Source organism: Asanoa sp. NPDC049475 (assembly GCF_040676915.1).
GTDB lineage: Bacteria > Actinomycetota > Actinomycetes > Mycobacteriales > Micromonosporaceae > Asanoa.
In genome coordinates this window covers 1,176,957-1,195,028 of record NZ_JBFAPY010000001.1, presented here as the reverse complement: position 1 = coordinate 1,195,028, position 18,072 = coordinate 1,176,957, and the positions used below count along the sequence as shown (strand labels likewise).

Sequence of the window (18,072 nt, the reverse complement as noted above, 5' to 3'; positions counted from 1 at the left end):
AGTGCAGACCTATCTATCCGCGCGGAGAACGGCGACCGTCTACGACGGCGTGACACCCAGCGTCATCGAGTTCCGGGACGCGACCGCCTGGGTGAGCTTCACCATCTTCGCGATGTACTTCCTGCCCGCCCGGCTGATCTTCCCGCCGCTGACCACGCTGGGCCGGCCCGGCGTGGTCGCCGGGTTGTTGCTGTTCGTGTGGTGGGCGCTCACCCGCTTCCACCCGTCCCTGGTCACGCGCGGCCAACAGCCCATGCGCTGGGCGCTGGCTTTCTACTTCGCCACCATGGCGACGTCGTACATCGCCGGCCAGGCCCGTGGTCTGGACCCGCTGGAGGCCAACCAGGCCGACCGCACCGTGTTGATGGCGTTCGCCGCCGGCGGCCTGCTGCTTGCCGCGTGCGACGGCGTGCTGACCCGCGAGCGGATCGACACCGTGCTGCGCTGGCTCTGCTACGGCTCCGCGGTGATGGCGCTGTTCGCGCTGACCCAGTTCGCGTTCCGCCAGGACTTCACCGGCTATCTCAAGCTACCGCCGGTGCTCCAGTTCCAGCGTGACCTGGTCGGCTTCGACGACCGGGGCGGCGGCGGCCTCGTCCGGGTGGCCGGCACCGCCGGGCACTACATCGAGTTCAGCGTGCTGATGGTGGTCGCACTGGTGGTTGCCATCCACTATGCCCGGTTCGCAGCGACCCGCCGGGAACGGCAGATCTTCGCCGGAATCGCGATGATCGTGGCCGCGGTCATCCCGATCTCGCTGTCCCGCACCGGCGTGCTGGCCCTGGCCGCGGCGATCCTGCTGCTCATCCTGGTCTGGCCCCTGCGCACGACGCTCAACGTGCTGGTCGCCGGCCTGTTCCTCACCGCGATCATCCAGGTCGGCAAGCCCGGCCTGCTCGGTGCGCTGCGGTCGCTGCTCTTCGCGGGCAGCAGTGACCCGAGCGTGCAGGGCCGGCTGGAGGACTACGACTACGTCGCGCCGTTCATCAAGGAACGTCCCTGGTTCGGTCGCGGGATCGGCACCTGGCTGCCCGAGCTCTACCAGCTCCTCGACAACCAGTGGCTGGTCACCGTGGTGACGACCGGCATCATCGGCACGGCCGGCGTGGTCGTGCTCTTCCTGACGGGCGTCTTCGTGTCCGCCCGGGTCCGCCGGTTCGCGAAGACCGAGAGCGACCGCGACCTGGCCGCGGTGCTGGCCGTCGCGATCGGCGTGATGGCGGTGACCGCGTTCACCTTCGACGCGTTCTACTTCTCCACGTACCTGTTCACCATGCATCTGCTGCTCGGCCTGGCCGGCGCGATGTGGCGACTGACCCGGGCACAACGACTCAACTAGAGGAGCAGCACAGATGTCCGGCGGCATCGACATTCTGATGATCACGTACGACCGGCCGGAGTATGTCCGCCTGTCGCTTCCGCACCTGCTCGACAGCTGCACCGACGACTCCCGGGTGTGGCTCTGGCACAACGGCACCGACGAGGCGACCCTGGCGGCGGTCGAGGAGCTCCGGCACGACCCGCGGGTGCACCGGTTCCACCACAGCCCGACCAACGCCGGGCTGCGCGAACCGACCAACTGGCTCTGGGCGGAGTCGACCGGTGACTACCTGAGCAAGGTCGATGACGACTGCCTGCCCGACAAGTCCTGGCTCGACGTGCTCCGGCGGGCGCACGAGGACGTCCCCGAGTTCGGGGTGATCGGCACCTGGCGCTTCCCGGAGTCAGACGTCCGGCAGGAGCTGGTCGACCGCAAGCTGGCCTCGTACGCGGGCGGACACCGGTTGATGCGCAACCACTGGGTGCAGGGCAGCGGCTACCTGCTCAAGCGGGCGATGGTCGAGCGCACCGGGCCGCTGGCCGACGACGACTCGTTCACGAGCTGGTGCCTGCGGGCCGCGCGCCTCGGCTTCGTCAACGGCTGGGTCTACCCGTTCCTGCCCGAGGACCACCTCGACGACCCGCGCAGCCCCCGCACGATCTACCACACCGACGAGGACTTCATGGCCCGCCGGCCGCTGTCCGCGCAGAAGACGGGCGTGCGCACGGTCGCCGAGTGGACCGAGCAGATGAAGCGGTCCGCGTACGTGGTCCAGGCCGCCTCGCTCGACCTGCGCGAGTACTCCGGCTGGCGCCGGCGCGGCCGGTCCCTCTCCAAGCGGGTCCGCCGCGCGATCACCGGGCGCGCGCCGTGGTGAGCATCGTGGTGGCCGCGCACAACGAGGCGAGGGTCATCGGGCGCACGCTGCGCCACCTGCTCGACGGCGCCGAGCCGGGCGAGTTCGACGTGGTGGTGGCGGCCAACGGCTGCACCGACGACACCGCCGCCGTGGCCGGCGCGGTGGCCGGCGTCCGGGTCGTCGAGGTGTCCGTGGCCTCGAAGCCGGCCGCCCTCAACGCCGGCGACGCGGCCGCGACCAGCTTCCCGCGCATCTACCTCGACGCCGACATCACGCTCTCCGCCGCCGGGGCGCGGGCGTTGGCCGCGCGGGTCTCCGGCACCGACGGCGTCATCGCGGCCGCACCCCGCCGGGTGCTGGACACCACGGGCCGGCCGCTGCTGGTGAAGGCCTACTTCGCCGTCAACCGGCGGCTTCCGGCGTTCCGCGACGCGCTGTTCGGCCGGGGCGCGATCGTGCTGTCGAAGGACGCCCGAGCCCGGTTCGGCGAGTTCCCCGACCTGTTCGCCGACGACCTCTTCCTCGACGCGCTGTTCGCACCCGGCGAGAAGCGCGAGGTCGCCGAGGTCCCGTCGGTGGTGGCCACCCCGACCCGCACCGAGGACCTGCTGCGCCGGCTCGGCCGGGTGCGTGGGGCGAACACCGCGCTGCGCGCCGCCGGTGCCGACGTCGCGGTCCGGCCGGCGCGCAAGGCGTCCTGGCTCGTCGACGTGGTGCTCCCGCGACCCTGGCTGTGGCCGGCCGGCGCCTGCTATGCCGCCCTGACGCTGCTGGCCGAGCGGCGCGCGCGGGCCACCCCGGCCGGCGCCGCGTGGGCCCGCGACGAGTCCACCCGTTAGCGTTGCGGGGTGCCTGACTCGCAAGCCCTCGCCCTGGTCGACTCGTGGCCGGTGGACACCGTCGCCGTCGCCGTCGTCAACGCCGACGGCGTGCTGGCGCGCACCGGCCCGGACACCCCGCTCCCCTGGGCGTCGGTGACCAAGCCGCTGACGGCGCTGACGGTCCTGGCCGCGATCGACGACGGTCTGGTCGCGCTCGACGACCCGGCCGGCCCGCCCGGCTCGACGGTCCGCCACCTGCTGGCGCACGCCTCGGGCCTCAACTTCGGCGACGATCAGGTGATGGGCCAGCCCGGCCAGCGCCGGATCTACTCCAACCGCGGCTTTGAGGTGCTCGCCGAGGTCGTGGCCGAGCGGGCCGAGGGCAGCTTCGGGGACCTGATGATCGACCTGGTGCTGGACCAGCTCGACATGCCGAACACGGTGCTGGAAGGCTCACCGGCGGCCAAGGTGACGGGCTCGATCGGCGACCTGGCCAAGCTGGGCCGCGAGCTGCTGAACCCGACGCTGGCGCCGGCGCTGACCCGCGAGGCGGCGAAAGTGGCGTTCCCGGGCCTGTCCGGGGTGCTGCCCGGCTACGGGCGACAGGACCCCAACGACTGGGGCCTCGGCTTCGAGATCCGGTCGCACAAGACCCCCCACTGGACCGGTGCGAACAACTCGCCGGCGACCTTCGGGCACTTCGGCCAGACCGGCACGTTCCTCTGGGTCGACCCGGTGGCCGGCCTCGCCTGCGCGTGCCTCACCGACCGCGACTTCGGCGAGTGGGCACACCCGCTCTGGCCGGCCCTCTCCGACGCGGTGCTCGCGGAGTTCGCTCGGCACTGACAGACACACGATGTTCCGCTCTTATGTGGCGACACCACACAGCATGACGTGAGTGGGGAGCGCGAGGATGTGCGCCATGGAGCACCAGCAGGTGCGCGTGCACGCGCGCGGAATCGACCAGAACGTCCTTGTCGCCGGCCCCGCCGACGGCCCGCCCGTGCTGCTGATCCACGGCAACTGCTCGTCCGCCGACTTCTGGCGGCCGCTGCTCCGCCACCTGCCGCCCAACCTGCGGATCGTCGCGCCCGACCTGCGCGGCTACGGCGCGTCCGAGGCGGCACCCGTCGACGCCACCCGTGGGCTCGGCGACTTCGCGGACGACGTGGCAGCGCTGCTCGACGAGCCGGAGCTGTTCCCGCCGGACGCCAAACCGCTCGTGGTCGCCCACTCGATGGGCTGCGGCGTGGCGATGCGCCTGCTGGTCGACCACCCCGACCGGGTCGCCGCCATGCTGCTGGAGGCGCCGCTGTCGCCGTACGGCTTCGGTGGCACTCGTGACCTGATCGGCACGCCGACCACCGAGGACTTCGCCGGCACGGGTGCGGGCACGGCCAACCCCGACTTCGTCGCGCGGCTGGCCGCCAAGGACCGCGAGGGCGACGCGCCGACCAGCCCGCGCACGGTCATGCGGACCGCGTACGTCGCCGACCCCGCGTCGCTCGGTGCCGACGAGGAGCTGCTGCTCGACACCGTGCTCTCGACGGTGACCGGCGACGACAACTACCCGGGCACGTCGACCGCGAGCCCGAACTGGCCCGGCGTCGCGCCCGGCGACCGGGGCGTGCTCAACACCATGGCGCCGAACAACTTCCGGATCGCCGACGAGCTCGTCGCCGTCGCGACCAAACCGCACATCACGTGGGTACGCGGTGACCAGGACGCGATCGTCTCGGACACCTCGCTGTTCGACCTGTCGTACCTCGGCTCGCTGGGAGTCGTCCCGGGCTGGCCGGGTGCCGAGGCGAGCCCGCCACAGCCGATGGTCGGCCAGACCCGGGCGGTGCTCGACCGCTACGCCGAGCGGGGCGGCAGCTACCGCGAGGTCGTCTACACCGGCTGCGGCCACTCCCCGCACCTGGAGCGCCCGGCCGAGTTCGTCGCCGAACTGCTGGACGTGCTGCCGTGACCGCCTACCGCACGGCGGCCGTCCCCGTCGACGGTGGCGACCTGGCCGTCGGGGTGTGGGGCGACGACGGCCCGCTGGTCGTGGCGGCGCACGGGATCACCTCCCACCACCGCGCCTGGGCGCTGGTCGGTGACGACCTGGGCGCGGACCACCGGTTCGTCGCTCCCGACCTGCGCGGCCGGGGACACAGCCGGGACCTGCCGGCGCCCTACGGCATGGAGCGGCACGCGGCCGACCTGGCCGAGGTGATCCAGGCGTACGGCGGGACGGCCGTGGTGGTCGGCCACTCCATGGGCGCGTGGGCGGCGGTCGAGCTGGCCCGGTCGTACCCGATGCTGGTCGAACGCCTGGTGCTCGTCGACGGTGGCCCGGCGATGCCGCCGCCGCCCGGTGTGCCGGCCGATCCTGGCCCGGCGCAGGTCACCGCCGTGATCGCGGAGACGGTCGGGCGGGCGTACGAGCGGCTGACCCTGACCTTCCCGGACCGCCCGACCTACGCCGCGACCTGGCAGGCCCACCCGTCCTTCGCCGAGTGGTCGCCGACGATGGCCGAGTACGCCGACTACGACCTGGTCGAGGTCGACGGTGCGCTGCGGCCGGCCTGCCACCTGGAAGCGGCCCTGCGCGACGCGCGGGACCTGTTCGCGTGGCGGCCGGTGGCGCCCGCCGCCCTGCCGGTGCCGGCCGTCTTCCTGCGCGCCGAGCGGGGCATGCTCGACCAGCCGGACCCGATGATCGCGGCGGGCGAGGCGACCCGGGCGTTCCCCGGCATCGTCGAGCGTGAGGTGCCGGGCACCAACCACTACACGATCGTGCTCGGCCCGAAGGGCGCCGCCGAGGTCGCCGTCGAGGTGCGAAAGGGCATGGCAGACTGACCCTGACCTTATGGATCGTTAGGGGAGCGCTGCGTGTCGCGGGAGATCAACACCGTCGGAGTTGTCGGGCTCGGCACGATGGGCGCGGGGATCGTCGAGGTCTTCGCGCGCAGCGGCATCCACGTCGTCGCGGTCGAGGTCACCGAGGAGGCCGTCGAGCGGGGCCAGGCGACGCTGGTCGGCTCGATCGACCGGGCGGTGGCCAAGGGCAAGCTGACCCCGGAGGCGCGCGACGAGATCTTCGCCCGGGTCGGCTTCGCGGTCGGGTTCGACGCGCTGCACGACGTCGACCTGGTCATCGAGGCGGTGCCCGAGCAGCTCCCGCTGAAGCAGCAGATCTTCGCCGAGCTCGACCGGGTCTGCAAGCCGGACGCGATCCTGGCCACCAACACCTCGTCGCTGTCGGTCACCGAGATCTCCGTCGCCACGACCCGGCCCAACCAGGTCATCGGCGTGCACTTCTTCAACCCGGCGCCCGTGATGAAGCTGGTCGAGATCGTCCGCACCGTGGTCACCGCGCCCGAGGTGGTGGCCGACGTCGAGGCGCTCTGCGCACGGCTCGGCAAGACCGACGTGACGATCAACGACCGGGCCGGGTTCATCGCCAACGCGCTGCTCTTCGGCTATCTCAACCAGGCCGTGTCGATGCTGGAGGCGCGGTACGCGACCCGCGAGGACATCGACGCGGCGATGCGGCTCGGCTGCGGGCTCCCGATGGGTCCGTTGGCGCTGATGGACCTGATCGGCATCGACACCGCGTACGAGATCCTGGACACGATGTACCGGCGGGGCGGACGCGACCGCCGGCACGCCCCGGTCCCGCTGATCAAGCAGATGGTCACGGCGGGGCTGCTGGGCCGCAAGACCGGGCGGGGCTTCTACACGTACGAGGGTGCGGGCTCGCCCAAGGTCGTGGCCGACGAACTGACTGCCCCGCCCGCGGCCCCCGGGTCGACCCAGATCACGACGATCGGCGTGGTCGGCTCCGGCGTGATGGCCCGCGGCATCGTCGAGGTGGTCGCCCGCGCGGGCTTCGACGTGGTCTCGGTGACCCGGGGCGAGGCGAAGACCGCGGCGGTGTCCGAGGCGGTGCGCGGCTCGCTCGCCAAGGCCGTGGTCAAGGGCAAGCTGAGCGAGGACGACCAGGCCGCGGCGCTCGACCGGATCACCTGGTCGCACCGGCTCGAGGACCTCGACGACGTCGACCTGGTGATCGAGTCCGTGGTCGAGGAGCTGGCGGTCAAGAAGGCCGTGTTCGCCGCCCTCGACGAGATCTGCAAGCCGGGTGTGGTGCTCGCCACCACCACCTCGTCGCTGCCGGTCATCGAGATCGCGATGGCCACCCAGCGCCCGGCCGACGTCGTCGGCCTGCACTTCTTCAATCCGGCGCCGGTGATGGCGCTCGTCGAGATCGTGCGCACCATCCGCACCGCGCCGGAGACCACCGCGGCGGCCGACGCGCTCGTGGCGGCGCTGGGCAAGACCGGGGTGCACTGCGCCGACCGGTCCGGTTTCATCGTCAACGCGCTGCTGTTCCCCTATCTCAACGACGCGGTCCGGATGCTCGAGGCGTCGTACGCGTCGGCCGACGACATCGACTACGCGATGAAGCTCGGCTGCGGCTATCCGATGGGTCCGTTCGAGCTGCTCGACACCGTAGGCCTCGACGTGGCGCTGGCCATCCAGCGCGAGCTCTACCTGGAGCTGCGCGAGCCGGGCTTCGCTCCCGCCCCGCTGCTGGAACACCTGGTGACCGCGGGCTACGTGGGACGCAAGGCCGGCCGGGGCTTCCGCGACCACACTAACCTTTAGATGTGAGCCCCCGTCGTAACCGTCCGAAGCCCGATGACGGGCGCCCGCTGGACGACGAGGCGCTGCGACGTGGCAGCTCGATCGAGGGCGACCGGCACGGCGAGTGGATGGTGCGGCTGGTGCCCGGTGGGGCGAGCGCGAAGGTCTACCGCTGCCCCGGCTGCGACCAGGAGATCCGGCCCGGCACCGCGCACGTCGTGGTGTGGCCGGCCGACGAGCGCGGCGACCTGACCGACCGGCGGCACTGGCACACGGGCTGTTGGCGGGCCCGCGACCGGCGCGCACCCGGCGTGGTGCGCTCGCGCAACGCCCCGCGCTACGGCTAACCCTTACCCGCGAGTAACTCTCACGACTAGTATTCGCGCATGACCGCTACCCGGGCCGCCGGCGTGCCTGTCGTCGAAGGCGGCGCACTCGTCTCGACCAATCCCGCTACCGGTGAAGAGGTGGGCCGGTTCGCGGTCGCCGACGCCGACGACGTGGCCCGGGCCGTCGAGCGCGCCAGGGACGCCTCCGCCTTCTGGGTCGGGCTCGGTCATGCCGGGCGGCGTGCCCGACTGCTGCGCTGGCGCGCCCTGCTCGCCCAGCGGGTCGAGGAGGTCGCCGCGCTGGTCAGTCGCGAGGGCGGCAAGCCGATCGCCGAGGCGATAGTGGAGACCGCGTCGGCCGTCGACCACATCGACTGGGCGGCCCGCAACGCCAAGCGCGTGCTCGGCCCGCGCCGGGTGCGCGGCCGGCTGGCGCTGGCCGAGTTCTCCGCGCACCTCGAATACCAGCCGATGGGCGTGGTCGGGGTGATCGGCCCCTGGAACTACCCGGTGGTCACGCCGCTGGGCACGGTCGCCTACGCACTCGCCGCCGGCAACACGGTCGTCTTCAAGCCCAGCGAATACACGCCGGCCGTGGGCCAGTGGCTGGTCGACACCTTCGCCGAGATCGTGCCCGAGCAGCCGGTGCTCCAGATCGTGCACGGCCTGGGCGAGGTCGGCGCCGCGCTGTGCCACTCGGGCGTCGACAAGGTGGCGTTCACCGGCTCCACCGCCACCGGCAGGAAGGTGATGGCGGCGTGTGCCGAGACCCTGACGCCGGTGCTGATCGAGGCCGGCGGCAAGGACGCTCTGATCGTCGACGACGACGCCGACGTGGCGGCCGCCGCCGAGGCGTGCGTGTGGGGTGCGCTCACCAACGCCGGGCAGACCTGCCTGGCCATCGAGCGGGTGTACGCGGTGGCGCCCGTCTACGACGCGTTCGTCGCCGAGGTGGTGCGCCGCGCCGGGGCGCTCAAGGTCGGCTACGGCGACGGCTACGACATCGGGCCGATCACCATGCCCAAGCAGATCGACACCATCCGGCGGCACATCGACGACGCTCTGGCCAGCGGCGGCCGGGCCGTGCTCGGCGGGCGGGAGGCGGTCGAGCCACCGTTCGTCAAGCCCACGATCCTGGTCGACGTGCCGGAGGACTCGGCGGCGGTACGCGAGGAGACCTTCGGTCCGACGCTGACCATCAGCAAGGTCGCCGACGTCGACGAGGCGGTCCGGCTCGCCAACGCCTCCTCGTACGGGCTGGGCGGCGCGGTGTTCGGCAAGCGGCGCGCGGTGGCCGCGGCCCGCAGGCTGCGCACGGGTATGGCCTCGGTCAACTCGGTCATCACGTTCATCGGCATGTCGTCGCTGCCGTTCGGCGGTGTCGGCAACTCGGGCTTCGGGCGCACCCACGGCGACGACGGGCTGCGCGAGTTCGCCCGCTCCAAGGCGATCACCACCCGGCGCGGCCCGTCGGCCCTCAAGGCGATGACCTTCGAGCGGACGCCGGCCCACGTCGCCCGGATCACCAAGGCGCTCAAGCTGATCTACGGCCGCTCCGGTCGCTAGCCGCCGCGCGTTCCTTGGCCAACCGGTCGCTGAGCTCGGCGACCTGCGGCGAGTCGGCGACGACCCCGGCGGCCACGGCTGACAGCAGGTCGTCCCGCGCGACCGCCAGCGTGGCCGGCGCCCGGGCCGGCGAAATGGCGGGCAGCACGCCGATGCCCTGCGCGTAGGCGTCGGCCGCGCGCACGCCGTCGCCGGCCGCCAGCCAGTTGAGACCGATGTCGAACAGCAGCGCGGACCGCTCGTCGCTGGTCGGCAGCGCCAACAGGTAGGAGTCGGCCGCCTGCGCGTACCGGCCGAGCCTGTGCAGGCACCACCCGATCCCGTGCCGGGTCCACGACTCCTCCTCCCCGAACGGCTCGTAGAGCTCGATCGCCTTGCGGTAGTCGGCCTCCGCCTCGGCGCGGCGCCCCATCGCCCAGCGCACGTCGCCGGTGCCCTGCGGACCCATCGGGTTGTCCGGCTCCTGCTCGCGCATGGTCTGGAACGCGGCCAACGCCTCCTCCGGCCGGCCGCCGTCGACGTAGCGGAGGGCGCGACCCAACGCCCAGTGCGCCCACGGGTCGACCGGCGGGGCCGCCACCGCCGCGCGGGCGGCCTCGACGGCCGCCGGCCAGTCGGCCAGCCCCGCGAACACCTCGGCGCGCAACCGCAGCAGCCCGGACGTGCGCTCGACGGCGAGCGCGCGGTCGATGGTGCGCAACGCCTCGGCCGCGTCGTCCCCGCGCGCCGCGATCGTGGCCAGGTCCGTCAGCGTGGTCGTGTCCGGCCGCACGTTGGCGGCCCGTTCGAGCGTCTCGACCGCGCGGGCCTGCTCACCGAGCGCCGACTGGGCCCAGCCGAGCGAGCGGAGGAGCCCGACGTGGTCGGGCCGGGTGACGAGCCCACGCTCCGCCGCCGCCGCGGCCTCGGCGTAGCGGCGGGCGTCCTGCAGCGCGTCCGCGTACACCTCCTGCACATCGGGGTCGTCCGGGTAGCGCGCCGCCGCCTCGCCGATCTCCGCGACCACGCCGTCGCTGTCGACGGTGTCGCGCAGCGCGGCGCGCAGCCACCACACGGCGAAGCTGGGCTCGGCGCCGCGGCCGACGGAGCGGCGCAGGTCTTCGAGCGCGCCATCGGCGTCGCCGAGCGCGTGCCTGGCGGCGCCCCGGCTGGCCAGCGCCCAGCCGTCGTCGGGCCGGACCTCGATGGCCGCGGTCAGCGCGGTGAGCGCGTCGGCCAGCCGGCCCTCCGTCCGGTACGCCTCACCGAGCGCGGCGTGCGCTTCGCCGAGGTCGGGCGCGGCGCGGGCCGCGACCTCCAGGTCCTCGATCGCCTTCGCCGTCTCACCGGTGGCCCGGAACAGCTGCCCGCGCAGCAAGCGCACCGCCGGGACGTCCGGCATTCCGGCGTGCGCCTGTTCGGCGCAGGCCAGCGCCTCCTCGTAGGCGCCGTTCTCGTAGAGCAGCACGCCGAGCTGGTAGGCGAGCTGCGGGTCCTCGGGGTTGGCGGCGCGGGCGGCGCGCAGGGCATCCAACGCTTCCGCGTCGCGTCGCAACAGATGCGCGTAGCCGATGAGCCGCAGAGTTGCCGGGCTGTCCGGTTTGATGGCCAGTGCGGCGTCCGCGTGCGCGAGGGCTCGGGCGATGTCGGCATCGGCCCCGCTCGCCTGAGCGCGCAGGAAATAGGCTTCGCCCGCGCTGAGCCGGATCCAGGCGGTGGCCGGCTCGAGGTCGGCCGCTCGCTCCAGGTCGGCGAGCGCCCGTTCGTGCTCCCCCTGCCCGAACCGCACTTCGCCGCGGTTCGCCAGTGCGTACGCGTCGTCGGGGTCAAGGGCCAACGCCAGGTCGTAGTCCTCCTTGGCGGCCGCCTCGTCGCCGAGGTGGCGGCGGGCCGAGCCCAGCAGCGCGTGCGCGCGGGCGTGCTCGGGTTCGAGCTCGACGACCCGCTCCAGCAGAGTGATCGCCGAGTCCGGTGCCGCGGCGAGCACCAGGTCGGCCGTCCGCACCAGCACCGGCACGAACTCGGCGTGGTCCGGTCTGATGGCGACCGCCCGGTCCATCGCCGCGGTCAGCTCGTCGAACGCGCCGATCGCGACGCACACCTTCGCCTTCTCCAGCAACAGGTGGAGATCCTTCGGCGTGCGGTCCACCGCCTTGGTGTAGGCGGTCATCGCGAGGTCGACCCGGCCGGCGGCGAAGCTGAGCGCACCGGCCGTCGCCCACGCCTCGGCCACCGTCGCCTCGTCGCCGGTGACCAGTTCGGCCCGGTCGAAGGCGACCAGCCAGTCGGCCGGGAACGCGCGCGCCGCCGCCGCCAACGTGCGCCTGGCGCCCGTCTGGTCGCGGTCGGCGAGCACCCGGCCCAGGCACCGCCAGACGTCGGGACCACCGAGCTCCAGCATCAGGGCTCGGCGCAGGGGCGACTCCGCCTCGGCCAACCGACCGCTGAGGGCGAGTGCGATGCCGTACGCGGCGACGTACCCCCGGCCGTCGGGCCGCTCGGACGCGGCGAACCGGTCGGCGGCCGCGGCGAACAACCCGTCGTCCGGTTCCCCGACGCGTACCTCGCACAGGCCGCGGAGGGTCAGCCCGACACCCTGGGTCGCCGGGTCGTCGTGGCCCCCCGCCTCGTCGGCCCGCTGCCGCGCCGTCGCGAAGTCGCCGGCGTGGTAGGCGGCCCAGGCCTGCGTGAGCAGCTCGTTCGTCACCGGCCTCATCGTTTCCCGTCTCGCGCCTGGCCCGGCCGGGCGAACTGGCGTCCCGTCTTGCGCGGCCACGGCAGTGCGCGGGCGGCCTCGGCGATCTGCTGCACCGCGTCGGCGTCGTGCGGATCGGTGAGCATCAGCCGCGCTGCCCAAGCGGCGTTCAGCCGCCCCCGCGCGGTTGCCTCGCCACCGGCGCCCTCGGCGAGCGCGGTGTGCGGGCCGGCCGCCTCCTTCTCCCATTGCGCCGAGTCGAAGCCGGGGAACACGCCGATGTTGCGCAGGGTCCCGCGGGCCTCCGCGACGAACGCGTCCAGCTCGGCCCGCCGGCCGGGCTCCGGGTCGGCACCCCCGTCGGCGGCCGCGCCGCGCCAGCAGTCGGCGACCTCCTGGATCACCGCCGCGGCCATGCCGTCGCCGCTGGTCGCCCTCAGCACCTCGAGGATGACGTAGGCCCGGTCCACGTCGGACGCGCTGCGCGGACGCATCCGGAGCAACAGCACGGCGCACGCGTACGCCGGTCCGAGCGCGTAGGCGGCGTAGGCGTCGGCGGCCAGCCCGCGCCGCTCCGGTGTCGGGTTGTCGCCGAGCAGCCCACGAGCGAGCTGCGACGTGTCGCTCCAGGCCAGGCCGGCCTCGTGCCCGAAGAGCGGCACGTCCCAGATCGTCCATTCGGGGAACCAGAGCATCACGAGGTCGCCGACGGACCGGCCGCCGACCAGCTCGGCCGGACGCGCCGGCACCGAGCGCAACGGCGCTGCCAGCTCTTCGAGCAGTCGGTCGGTCAGCTCGCTGACCCGGTCGTCGAGGCCGGTGTCGCGCAACGTGAGCCCGCCGAGCAGGTCGACGTAGTCGGCGAACAGGCGCCGGGCCTTCGTGTCGATCAGCTCGTCGACCGCGTCCCAGGCCGCGGCGCGGTCGATCGTCCCGACCCTCTGCTCGAGCCGGTCGAGCTCGGCGATGATCGCGTCGCACCGCACGCTCAGCGTGTCGGTGTTCATCAGCCGGATCATCGAGCCGTTGAGCTGGTCGAGCATCACGCCGGCCTGGTCGACCTTGCGGTCCAGGTCGATCAGCAGCGCGTCGAGGTCGCCGAGCACCTCCAGCTCCGGTGCGTCCGCGCCGCGCCGGTAGTCCAGGATCAGCCCTCGGGCGTCCAGCAGGCCGTCCCGGATCTCCTTGCGGATCGTGCGGATGCCGTCGAGCCGGCTGTGCCGGCTCTCGGCCAGGTCGGCGACGCGCTTCACCTTGTCGACGTCGTCGCGCAGCTCGGCCAGGCGCACGGTGAGCAGGTCAAGCATCGGCGGGGTCCAGGGCGCGCAGGGCGGTGGCGCTGACGGTTCGCAGCTTCGCCGGCTTCGCCTCCGGGTGGGCCAGTCGCCAGCGCCACGCCGCGGCCACCACGTCGACCGGGCTGCCCTTGGCGGGCGTGCCGGCGTCGAGCGCCGCGACCAGCGCGTCGAGGCTGCCGAGCGGGTCGTAGCTGAGCCGGGCCGGCGCGTTGCGGTCGAGCAGGTCGACCAGGCCGCGGGCGTCGCGTTCGGCCCTGGGCGGTGGCTGCGTGCCGAGGCCGTTCACCGTGGACCAGAGCCGGGCGATCTGGTCGGCACCCCGGCGGTGCCCGGCGGCGGTCAGCGGATCGGTCACCAGCTCGGCGGTCCTCCGCATGGCGGCCACCATCGTCCACACCCGGCGGTCCCAGGAGGGGTGGGTGCGGGTCGCGTCGTCGAACCGGTCGGGCCGGGCACGCAGCGTCATGACCGCGCAAGGATAGGCCGGACCCAGCGCCCACGTGGCGAACACATCGGCGAACAGCTCGCCGAGCAGCCGGTCGTCCTCGCGGTCGAGGTGGAACAGCACCGGGCGGGCGTTGCGGTCGCCGGGCTCCGGCAGCGCGTCGGCGACCAGGTGGCCCAGCTCGTGCACGAGGATCGGCAGGCCCCAGACGTCGACGTCCGGGAAGCGCATCCGGACGAGCCCGGCCATCCGCTCGAAGCGCTCGCCGTCGGCGACCGAGAGCAGCACGCCACGACCGATCCCGGTGGCCTCGACCAGCGCGTCGAGCAGGGTCTCGGCCGCCACGGTGACGGCCCGGTAGAACGGGTGGCCGCGCAGCAGGATGCCCTCCAGCACGGCGAGCGCGGCCGCCTTGACCGGCGCGACGCGGCGCGCCCGGAGCAGGTCCAGGCCGGCCCAGTCGCCGTCGGCCAGGTCCTCGAGATCGCGTACGCGGTCGCGGAGCAGCAGTGCGAAGTCGTCGCGTACCGCCGCGGTCGTGGTGCCCAACCGCTCCTCGCGCCGCAGTGCCTCACCGACCTGGGCCAGCTCGGTGACCTCCTGCCGCACCTGGGTGGCGAACCACTGGCCGGTCATGCGGTCCGTGCGGCGTCCTGGAGGATCAGCCGGGCGCCGCGGACCCGACCGACGCTGACCGTGGTGTCGATGTAGTCGATCGCGAGCACCACCGCGACCGCGCCGATCAGGAGCTCGGCGCCGAGCAGCGCGAGCGGCAGCCAGGGCACGGCCAGGCCGAGGTGGCCCTGCACCACGAACATCCCGCCGACGGCGGCCTGGGCCAGCGCGAGCTTGCCGATCACGCTCTCGAACCGGTCCGCCAGCGCTTCGAGCGCTTCCGTGCCGCCGTCGAGCCGGCCCAGGTCGAGCCCTGTGGCCGTCAGCAGGGTGGCGGCTTCTTCGCGGGCGCGCTCAGCCCCGATCACGCCGCCGAGGAGCGCGGCGCCGGCTCCGGCCTCGCCGGCCCGGTCGGCCAGGGCGACGAGCCGGTCCCGCGCCGTCTCCAGCCAGGTCGCGTCGACCAGGCGGCGCAGCGCGTCGAGGGCGGCCGAGAGGGCGCGCAGCCCGAGCCGGACCAGCCGGCCGCCGATGTTGTCGAGGAAGAGCTGCTTGCTGACCTTCTCCCAGGCTTCCTTCCACTGCGCGGGCGCCTTGCCGGCGATGCTCTTCAGCGGGCCGGCGACCACGTCGGCGGTGCCGGTGGCGATAGCGTCGAGCGTCTTGCCCAGCCGATCCCGGAGGGTCTCGACGGCTTCCGGGAGGTCGTGCGAGACGGTGCGGACGTGCTCGAACGCCCGGTGCCGGGCCGGCTCGTCGAGGGTGAGAGTGGTGTGGCGCAGGTCGGCCAGGGCCGTGTCGAGGTCGGTGTCCGCCACGGCACCGCCGGCGGCCAGGGCGACCTCGCTGAGCCGGAGCTGACCCGCGACGACGGCGAGCAGGGTGTCCGGGTCGGCGGTCGTGCGCTCCGCCTCTGGTGACGCGGTCTCGAAGAAGCCGGTCTCGACGCGCCGGAGGTCGGCCAGTCCACTCTCGATCGAGCGGGCCAGCCGCTCGGCCGCGTCGTCGTGCCCCTCGCCCGCGGCCAGCGCGTCCTGAAGATCACGACCAGCCCGATGGACCGCCGTGGCCGACCGCACGAACCGTCCGATCTCGACATCGCTCACCGGTACAGCCTGGCATCAGGGACGCACCGGACGGAAGTCAGAACAACGTCAGCTCGTCGCGCTCGATCCCGCGCAGCTTGTCGTAGTCGACGACCACGCACCGGATGCCGCGGTCCTCGGCGAGCACCCGCGCCTGCGGTTTGATCTCCTGCGCGGCGAAGATGCCGGCCACCGGGGCCAGCAGCGGATCGCGGTTCATCAGTTCGAGATAGCGCGTGAGCTGCTCCACGCCGTCGATCTCACCCCGGCGCTTGACCTCGACCGCGACCGAGCCGCCGTGCTGGTCCTTGCAGAGCAGGTCGACGGGGCCGATCGCGGTCATGTACTCGCGCCGGACCAGCGTGTATCCCTCGCCGAAGGTGGTCGGGTTGGCGGCCAGCAGCTCCTGGAGGTGCGCCTCGACGCCGTCCTTGACCAGGCCGGGATCGACACCCAGCTCGTACGACGTGTCCTGGAAGATCTCCTCCAGGGTGATCCGCAGCTCCTCGCCGGCCTTGTTGACCACCCGCCAGACGCCGGGCTCCTCCTGGATCCGGCACGGCGGGCTCATCCAGTTGAGCGGCTTGTAGGCACGGTCGTCGGCGTGCACGGACACCGAACCGTCGGCCTTGACCATCAGCAACCGGGTGGCCGTGGGCAGGTGGGCGGAGAGCCGGCCGACATAGTCGACGGAGCACCGGGCGATGACTAGACGCACCGGCCCAGCCTAGGCCGGTGGCTTCGCCGTCCTGATGCGGGTGGCTTGGTGGTGCCATGCTGAGGTCGTGCTGGAAGCCCTCACCGGCGCGGGCCTCGCGACCTCGGCCGGCCTCAACGCGTACATCCCGCTGCTCGCCATCGGGGTGTTGTCCCGCTACACCGACGTGATCTCACTGCCCGCCGGCTGGGGTTGGCTGGGCAACGGCTGGGTGATCCTCATTCTCGGCGCGCTGCTCGCCATCGAGGTGGTCGCCGACAAGGTGCCGGTGCTCGACTCGGCCAACGACGTGGTGCAGACGGTGGTCCGGCCGACCGCCGGCGGCCTCGCGTTCGGCGCGGGCACGAGCAGCGCCACGGTGACCGACCCGGGCGGGTTCTTCGGGTCCAACCAGTGGGTGCCGGTGGCCGTCGGGGTGGTGCTCGCCCTGGTGGTCCACGGGATCAAGGCGACCGCCCGGCCGGTGATCAACGTCGGCACCGCGGGCGTCGGCGCACCGGTGGCGAGCACGGTCGAAGACGTGGTCAGCGTGGTGATGTCGGTGGTCGCGCTGGTCCTGCCGATCCTGATCCTGCTTTTCCTCGTCGCGCTCGTCGCGCTGTTCGTCTGGGCTCTGCGCCGGCGTGGGGCGCGCCGACAACGCGCGGCTTGAGTGTCGGCGCGGCGCGCTCACCTCTCGCATTCCGGCGATAACGTAGCGTCATCGGTTCGAAGCTGCGTGGAGGGGGAACCGTGGCGAGCGTTGCCGAGGTCAAGGCCGCCATCGACGTCGCGATGGCACATGTCCAGGAAGGACAGGAGGCTGTCCGCGCGGCGAACGACAAACTCGACGCGGCCCAGGCCAGCCTGGCGGCAGCGGTCGACGGCAGTGCCCACGAGTCGGTCGCGGCGGCCCGCTCCGCCCTGGCCCAGGCGGCCACGGAGCTCGACGACTGCATGACCGCGACCCTGGGCGCGATGGAACAGGCGCAGACGTACGCCGCGGCGCTGTGAGCCTGCTCTCGGCCCTTGCCAGCCGGGTGGTGACGGTGCGTTCGGACCTGCCTTTGGTGGAGGTCGACGTGGCGTCGACCCGGCTGCGATCGGCCACGACGTTGCTGGCGACGACCCTGTCGGAGAGCTCTTCTCCTTCACCCGCCTTGTTGCTGGCGTCCGCGGCCTCCCATCTGGACGCGGCTGCGGGCGCGTTGGGTCGGGCCGGGGACGAGCTGTCGCGGTATCTCGCGTCCGTGGGGGTCGTGCCTGTCGCCTCGCCGGCGGTCGTCACCTCGGGGTCGTGTCCGTGGGCCGACCGGGTCGACGTGCTGACCGGGCGGGTGGGTGCGGCGCGGCCCACTGTCGACGACCGGCTGTCGGTGGATGCGGCGCTGGGGTCCGCGGTTCGCGCCGCGTCGCGGGTCGACCGGGTGGCGCTGCGGCAGGCGCTGGTCGTCGCGCCGTCCGCGGTCGGCTGGGCGCTCGCCGGGCGTACCGCCGGATATCTAGGGGTGGTCGCGCCTTCGACGCTGCGGTCGGGTGGCCTCGCGCTGCTACCTCGCCTGCTGCCGGGGTTGCCCGAGCCGTCCGGTGCGGCGCTGGTGTCGCAGGCGCTGCGGCTGCCGGGTGATCCGGTCTCCGCCCATCCCGCGGACGTGGCGGCGGTCGGGGTCGTGCTGGTCTCGGTGGTGCTGTCGATGACCGGCGCCTCGCTCGAGGACCTTTGA

Annotated in this window: 17 protein-coding genes; 12 read left to right on the top strand and 5 right to left on the bottom strand. The window is 73.1% G+C overall.

What is annotated here, in order from left to right; translation table 11 throughout:
• The first annotated feature begins 1 nt into the window (after position 1).
• The 9 genes from AB0J88_RS05640 (at position 2) to AB0J88_RS05600 (ending at position 9,534) form a co-directional block, all read left to right on the top strand.
• Complete coding sequence (locus AB0J88_RS05640; RefSeq protein ID WP_364352801.1) at positions 2 to 1,339, top strand: O-antigen ligase family protein; 1,338 nt, start codon at positions 2 to 4, stop codon at positions 1,337 to 1,339.
• 13 nt (positions 1,340 to 1,352) lie between these two features.
• Positions 1,353 to 2,198 (top strand): glycosyltransferase, encoded by an 846-nt coding sequence (locus AB0J88_RS05635; RefSeq protein ID WP_364352798.1) that lies wholly within the window; start codon positions 1,353 to 1,355, stop codon positions 2,196 to 2,198.
• Positions 2,192 to 3,019 carry a glycosyltransferase gene (locus AB0J88_RS05630; protein ID WP_364352795.1) on the top strand — a complete coding sequence of 276 codons (828 nt, stop codon included), beginning with the start codon at positions 2,192 to 2,194 and terminating at the stop codon, positions 3,017 to 3,019. Before AB0J88_RS05635 ends, AB0J88_RS05630 begins: the two co-directional genes overlap by 7 nt.
• A gap of 9 nt (positions 3,020 to 3,028) precedes the next feature.
• Positions 3,029 to 3,847 carry a serine hydrolase domain-containing protein gene (locus AB0J88_RS05625; RefSeq protein ID WP_364352792.1) on the top strand — a complete coding sequence of 273 codons (819 nt, stop codon included), beginning with the start codon at positions 3,029 to 3,031 and terminating at the stop codon, positions 3,845 to 3,847.
• A gap of 76 nt (positions 3,848 to 3,923) precedes the next feature.
• Positions 3,924 to 4,973, top strand: a complete 1,050-nt coding sequence (locus AB0J88_RS05620; protein WP_364352789.1) for an alpha/beta fold hydrolase — start codon at positions 3,924 to 3,926, stop codon at positions 4,971 to 4,973.
• Positions 4,970 to 5,848 carry an alpha/beta hydrolase gene (locus AB0J88_RS05615; RefSeq protein WP_364352786.1) on the top strand — a complete coding sequence of 293 codons (879 nt, stop codon included), beginning with the start codon at positions 4,970 to 4,972 and terminating at the stop codon, positions 5,846 to 5,848. Before AB0J88_RS05620 ends, AB0J88_RS05615 begins: the two co-directional genes overlap by 4 nt.
• A 33-nt stretch (positions 5,849 to 5,881) precedes the next feature.
• A complete protein-coding gene (locus AB0J88_RS05610; RefSeq protein ID WP_364352783.1) occupies positions 5,882 to 7,660 on the top strand; it encodes a 3-hydroxybutyryl-CoA dehydrogenase in 1,779 nt (592 codons plus the stop codon).
• Positions 7,661 to 7,662: 2 nt separating this feature from the next.
• The gene (locus AB0J88_RS05605; protein ID WP_364352780.1) at positions 7,663 to 7,986 is read left to right on the top strand and encodes a hypothetical protein; all 324 of its coding nucleotides are present in this window, start codon (positions 7,663 to 7,665) and stop codon (positions 7,984 to 7,986) included.
• Between the two features lie 39 nt (positions 7,987 to 8,025).
• Positions 8,026 to 9,534: an aldehyde dehydrogenase family protein gene (locus AB0J88_RS05600; RefSeq protein WP_364352778.1), complete on the top strand. Its 1,509-nt coding sequence runs from the start codon at positions 8,026 to 8,028 to the stop codon at positions 9,532 to 9,534.
• Here the strand turns inward: AB0J88_RS05600 and AB0J88_RS05595 are convergent.
• Genes AB0J88_RS05595 through nucS form a run of 5 tightly spaced genes read right to left on the bottom strand, consistent with a single transcriptional unit; the run spans position 9,503 to position 16,369 of the window.
• On the bottom strand, positions 9,503 to 12,220 hold the full coding sequence (locus tag AB0J88_RS05595; RefSeq protein ID WP_364352775.1) for a tetratricopeptide repeat protein: 2,718 nt from the start codon (positions 12,218 to 12,220) through the stop codon (positions 9,503 to 9,505). The two genes, AB0J88_RS05600 and AB0J88_RS05595, sit on opposite strands and share 32 nt — an antisense overlap.
• 5 nt (positions 12,221 to 12,225) lie before the next feature.
• Positions 12,226 to 13,515, bottom strand: a complete 1,290-nt coding sequence (locus AB0J88_RS05590) for a hypothetical protein (protein ID WP_364352772.1) — start codon at positions 13,513 to 13,515, stop codon at positions 12,226 to 12,228.
• Complete coding sequence (locus AB0J88_RS05585; RefSeq protein WP_364352769.1) at positions 13,508 to 14,587, bottom strand: hypothetical protein; 1,080 nt, start codon at positions 14,585 to 14,587, stop codon at positions 13,508 to 13,510. Before AB0J88_RS05585 ends, AB0J88_RS05590 begins: the two co-directional genes overlap by 8 nt.
• Complete coding sequence (locus tag AB0J88_RS05580) at positions 14,584 to 15,672, bottom strand: hypothetical protein (RefSeq protein WP_364352766.1); 1,089 nt, start codon at positions 15,670 to 15,672, stop codon at positions 14,584 to 14,586. The genes AB0J88_RS05585 and AB0J88_RS05580 overlap by 4 nt, the downstream gene beginning before the upstream one ends.
• Positions 15,673 to 15,709: 37 nt before the next feature.
• Positions 15,710 to 16,369: an endonuclease NucS gene (gene nucS / locus AB0J88_RS05575; RefSeq protein WP_364352763.1), complete on the bottom strand. Its 660-nt coding sequence runs from the start codon at positions 16,367 to 16,369 to the stop codon at positions 15,710 to 15,712.
• Positions 16,370 to 16,436: 67 nt separating this feature from the next.
• Between nucS and AB0J88_RS05570 the strand changes: the two genes are divergently transcribed.
• From AB0J88_RS05570 to AB0J88_RS05560, 3 genes are all read left to right on the top strand, one after another.
• Entirely contained in the window at positions 16,437 to 17,021 is a 585-nt protein-coding gene (locus tag AB0J88_RS05570) for a DUF4126 domain-containing protein (protein WP_364352760.1), read from the top strand.
• Between the two features lie 80 nt (positions 17,022 to 17,101).
• Complete coding sequence (locus AB0J88_RS05565) at positions 17,102 to 17,362, top strand: hypothetical protein (protein ID WP_089246402.1); 261 nt, start codon at positions 17,102 to 17,104, stop codon at positions 17,360 to 17,362.
• A complete protein-coding gene (locus AB0J88_RS05560) occupies positions 17,359 to 18,072 on the top strand; it encodes a hypothetical protein (protein ID WP_364352757.1) in 714 nt (237 codons plus the stop codon). Before AB0J88_RS05565 ends, AB0J88_RS05560 begins: the two co-directional genes overlap by 4 nt.

Excerpts from the sequence above, each read along its gene's own strand:
- AB0J88_RS05590 (WP_364352772.1), bottom strand. The coding sequence starts at position 13,515 with ATGCTTGACCTGCTCACCGTGCGCCTGGCCGAGCTGCGCGACGACGTC.
- AB0J88_RS05585 (WP_364352769.1), bottom strand. The coding sequence starts at position 14,587 with ATGACCGGCCAGTGGTTCGCCACCCAGGTGCGGCAGGAGGTCACCGAG.
- AB0J88_RS05635 (WP_364352798.1), top strand. The coding sequence starts at position 1,353 with ATGTCCGGCGGCATCGACATTCTGATGATCACGTACGACCGGCCGGAG.
- AB0J88_RS05600 (WP_364352778.1), top strand. The coding sequence starts at position 8,026 with ATGACCGCTACCCGGGCCGCCGGCGTGCCTGTCGTCGAAGGCGGCGCA.
- AB0J88_RS05620 (WP_364352789.1), top strand. The coding sequence starts at position 3,924 with ATGGAGCACCAGCAGGTGCGCGTGCACGCGCGCGGAATCGACCAGAAC.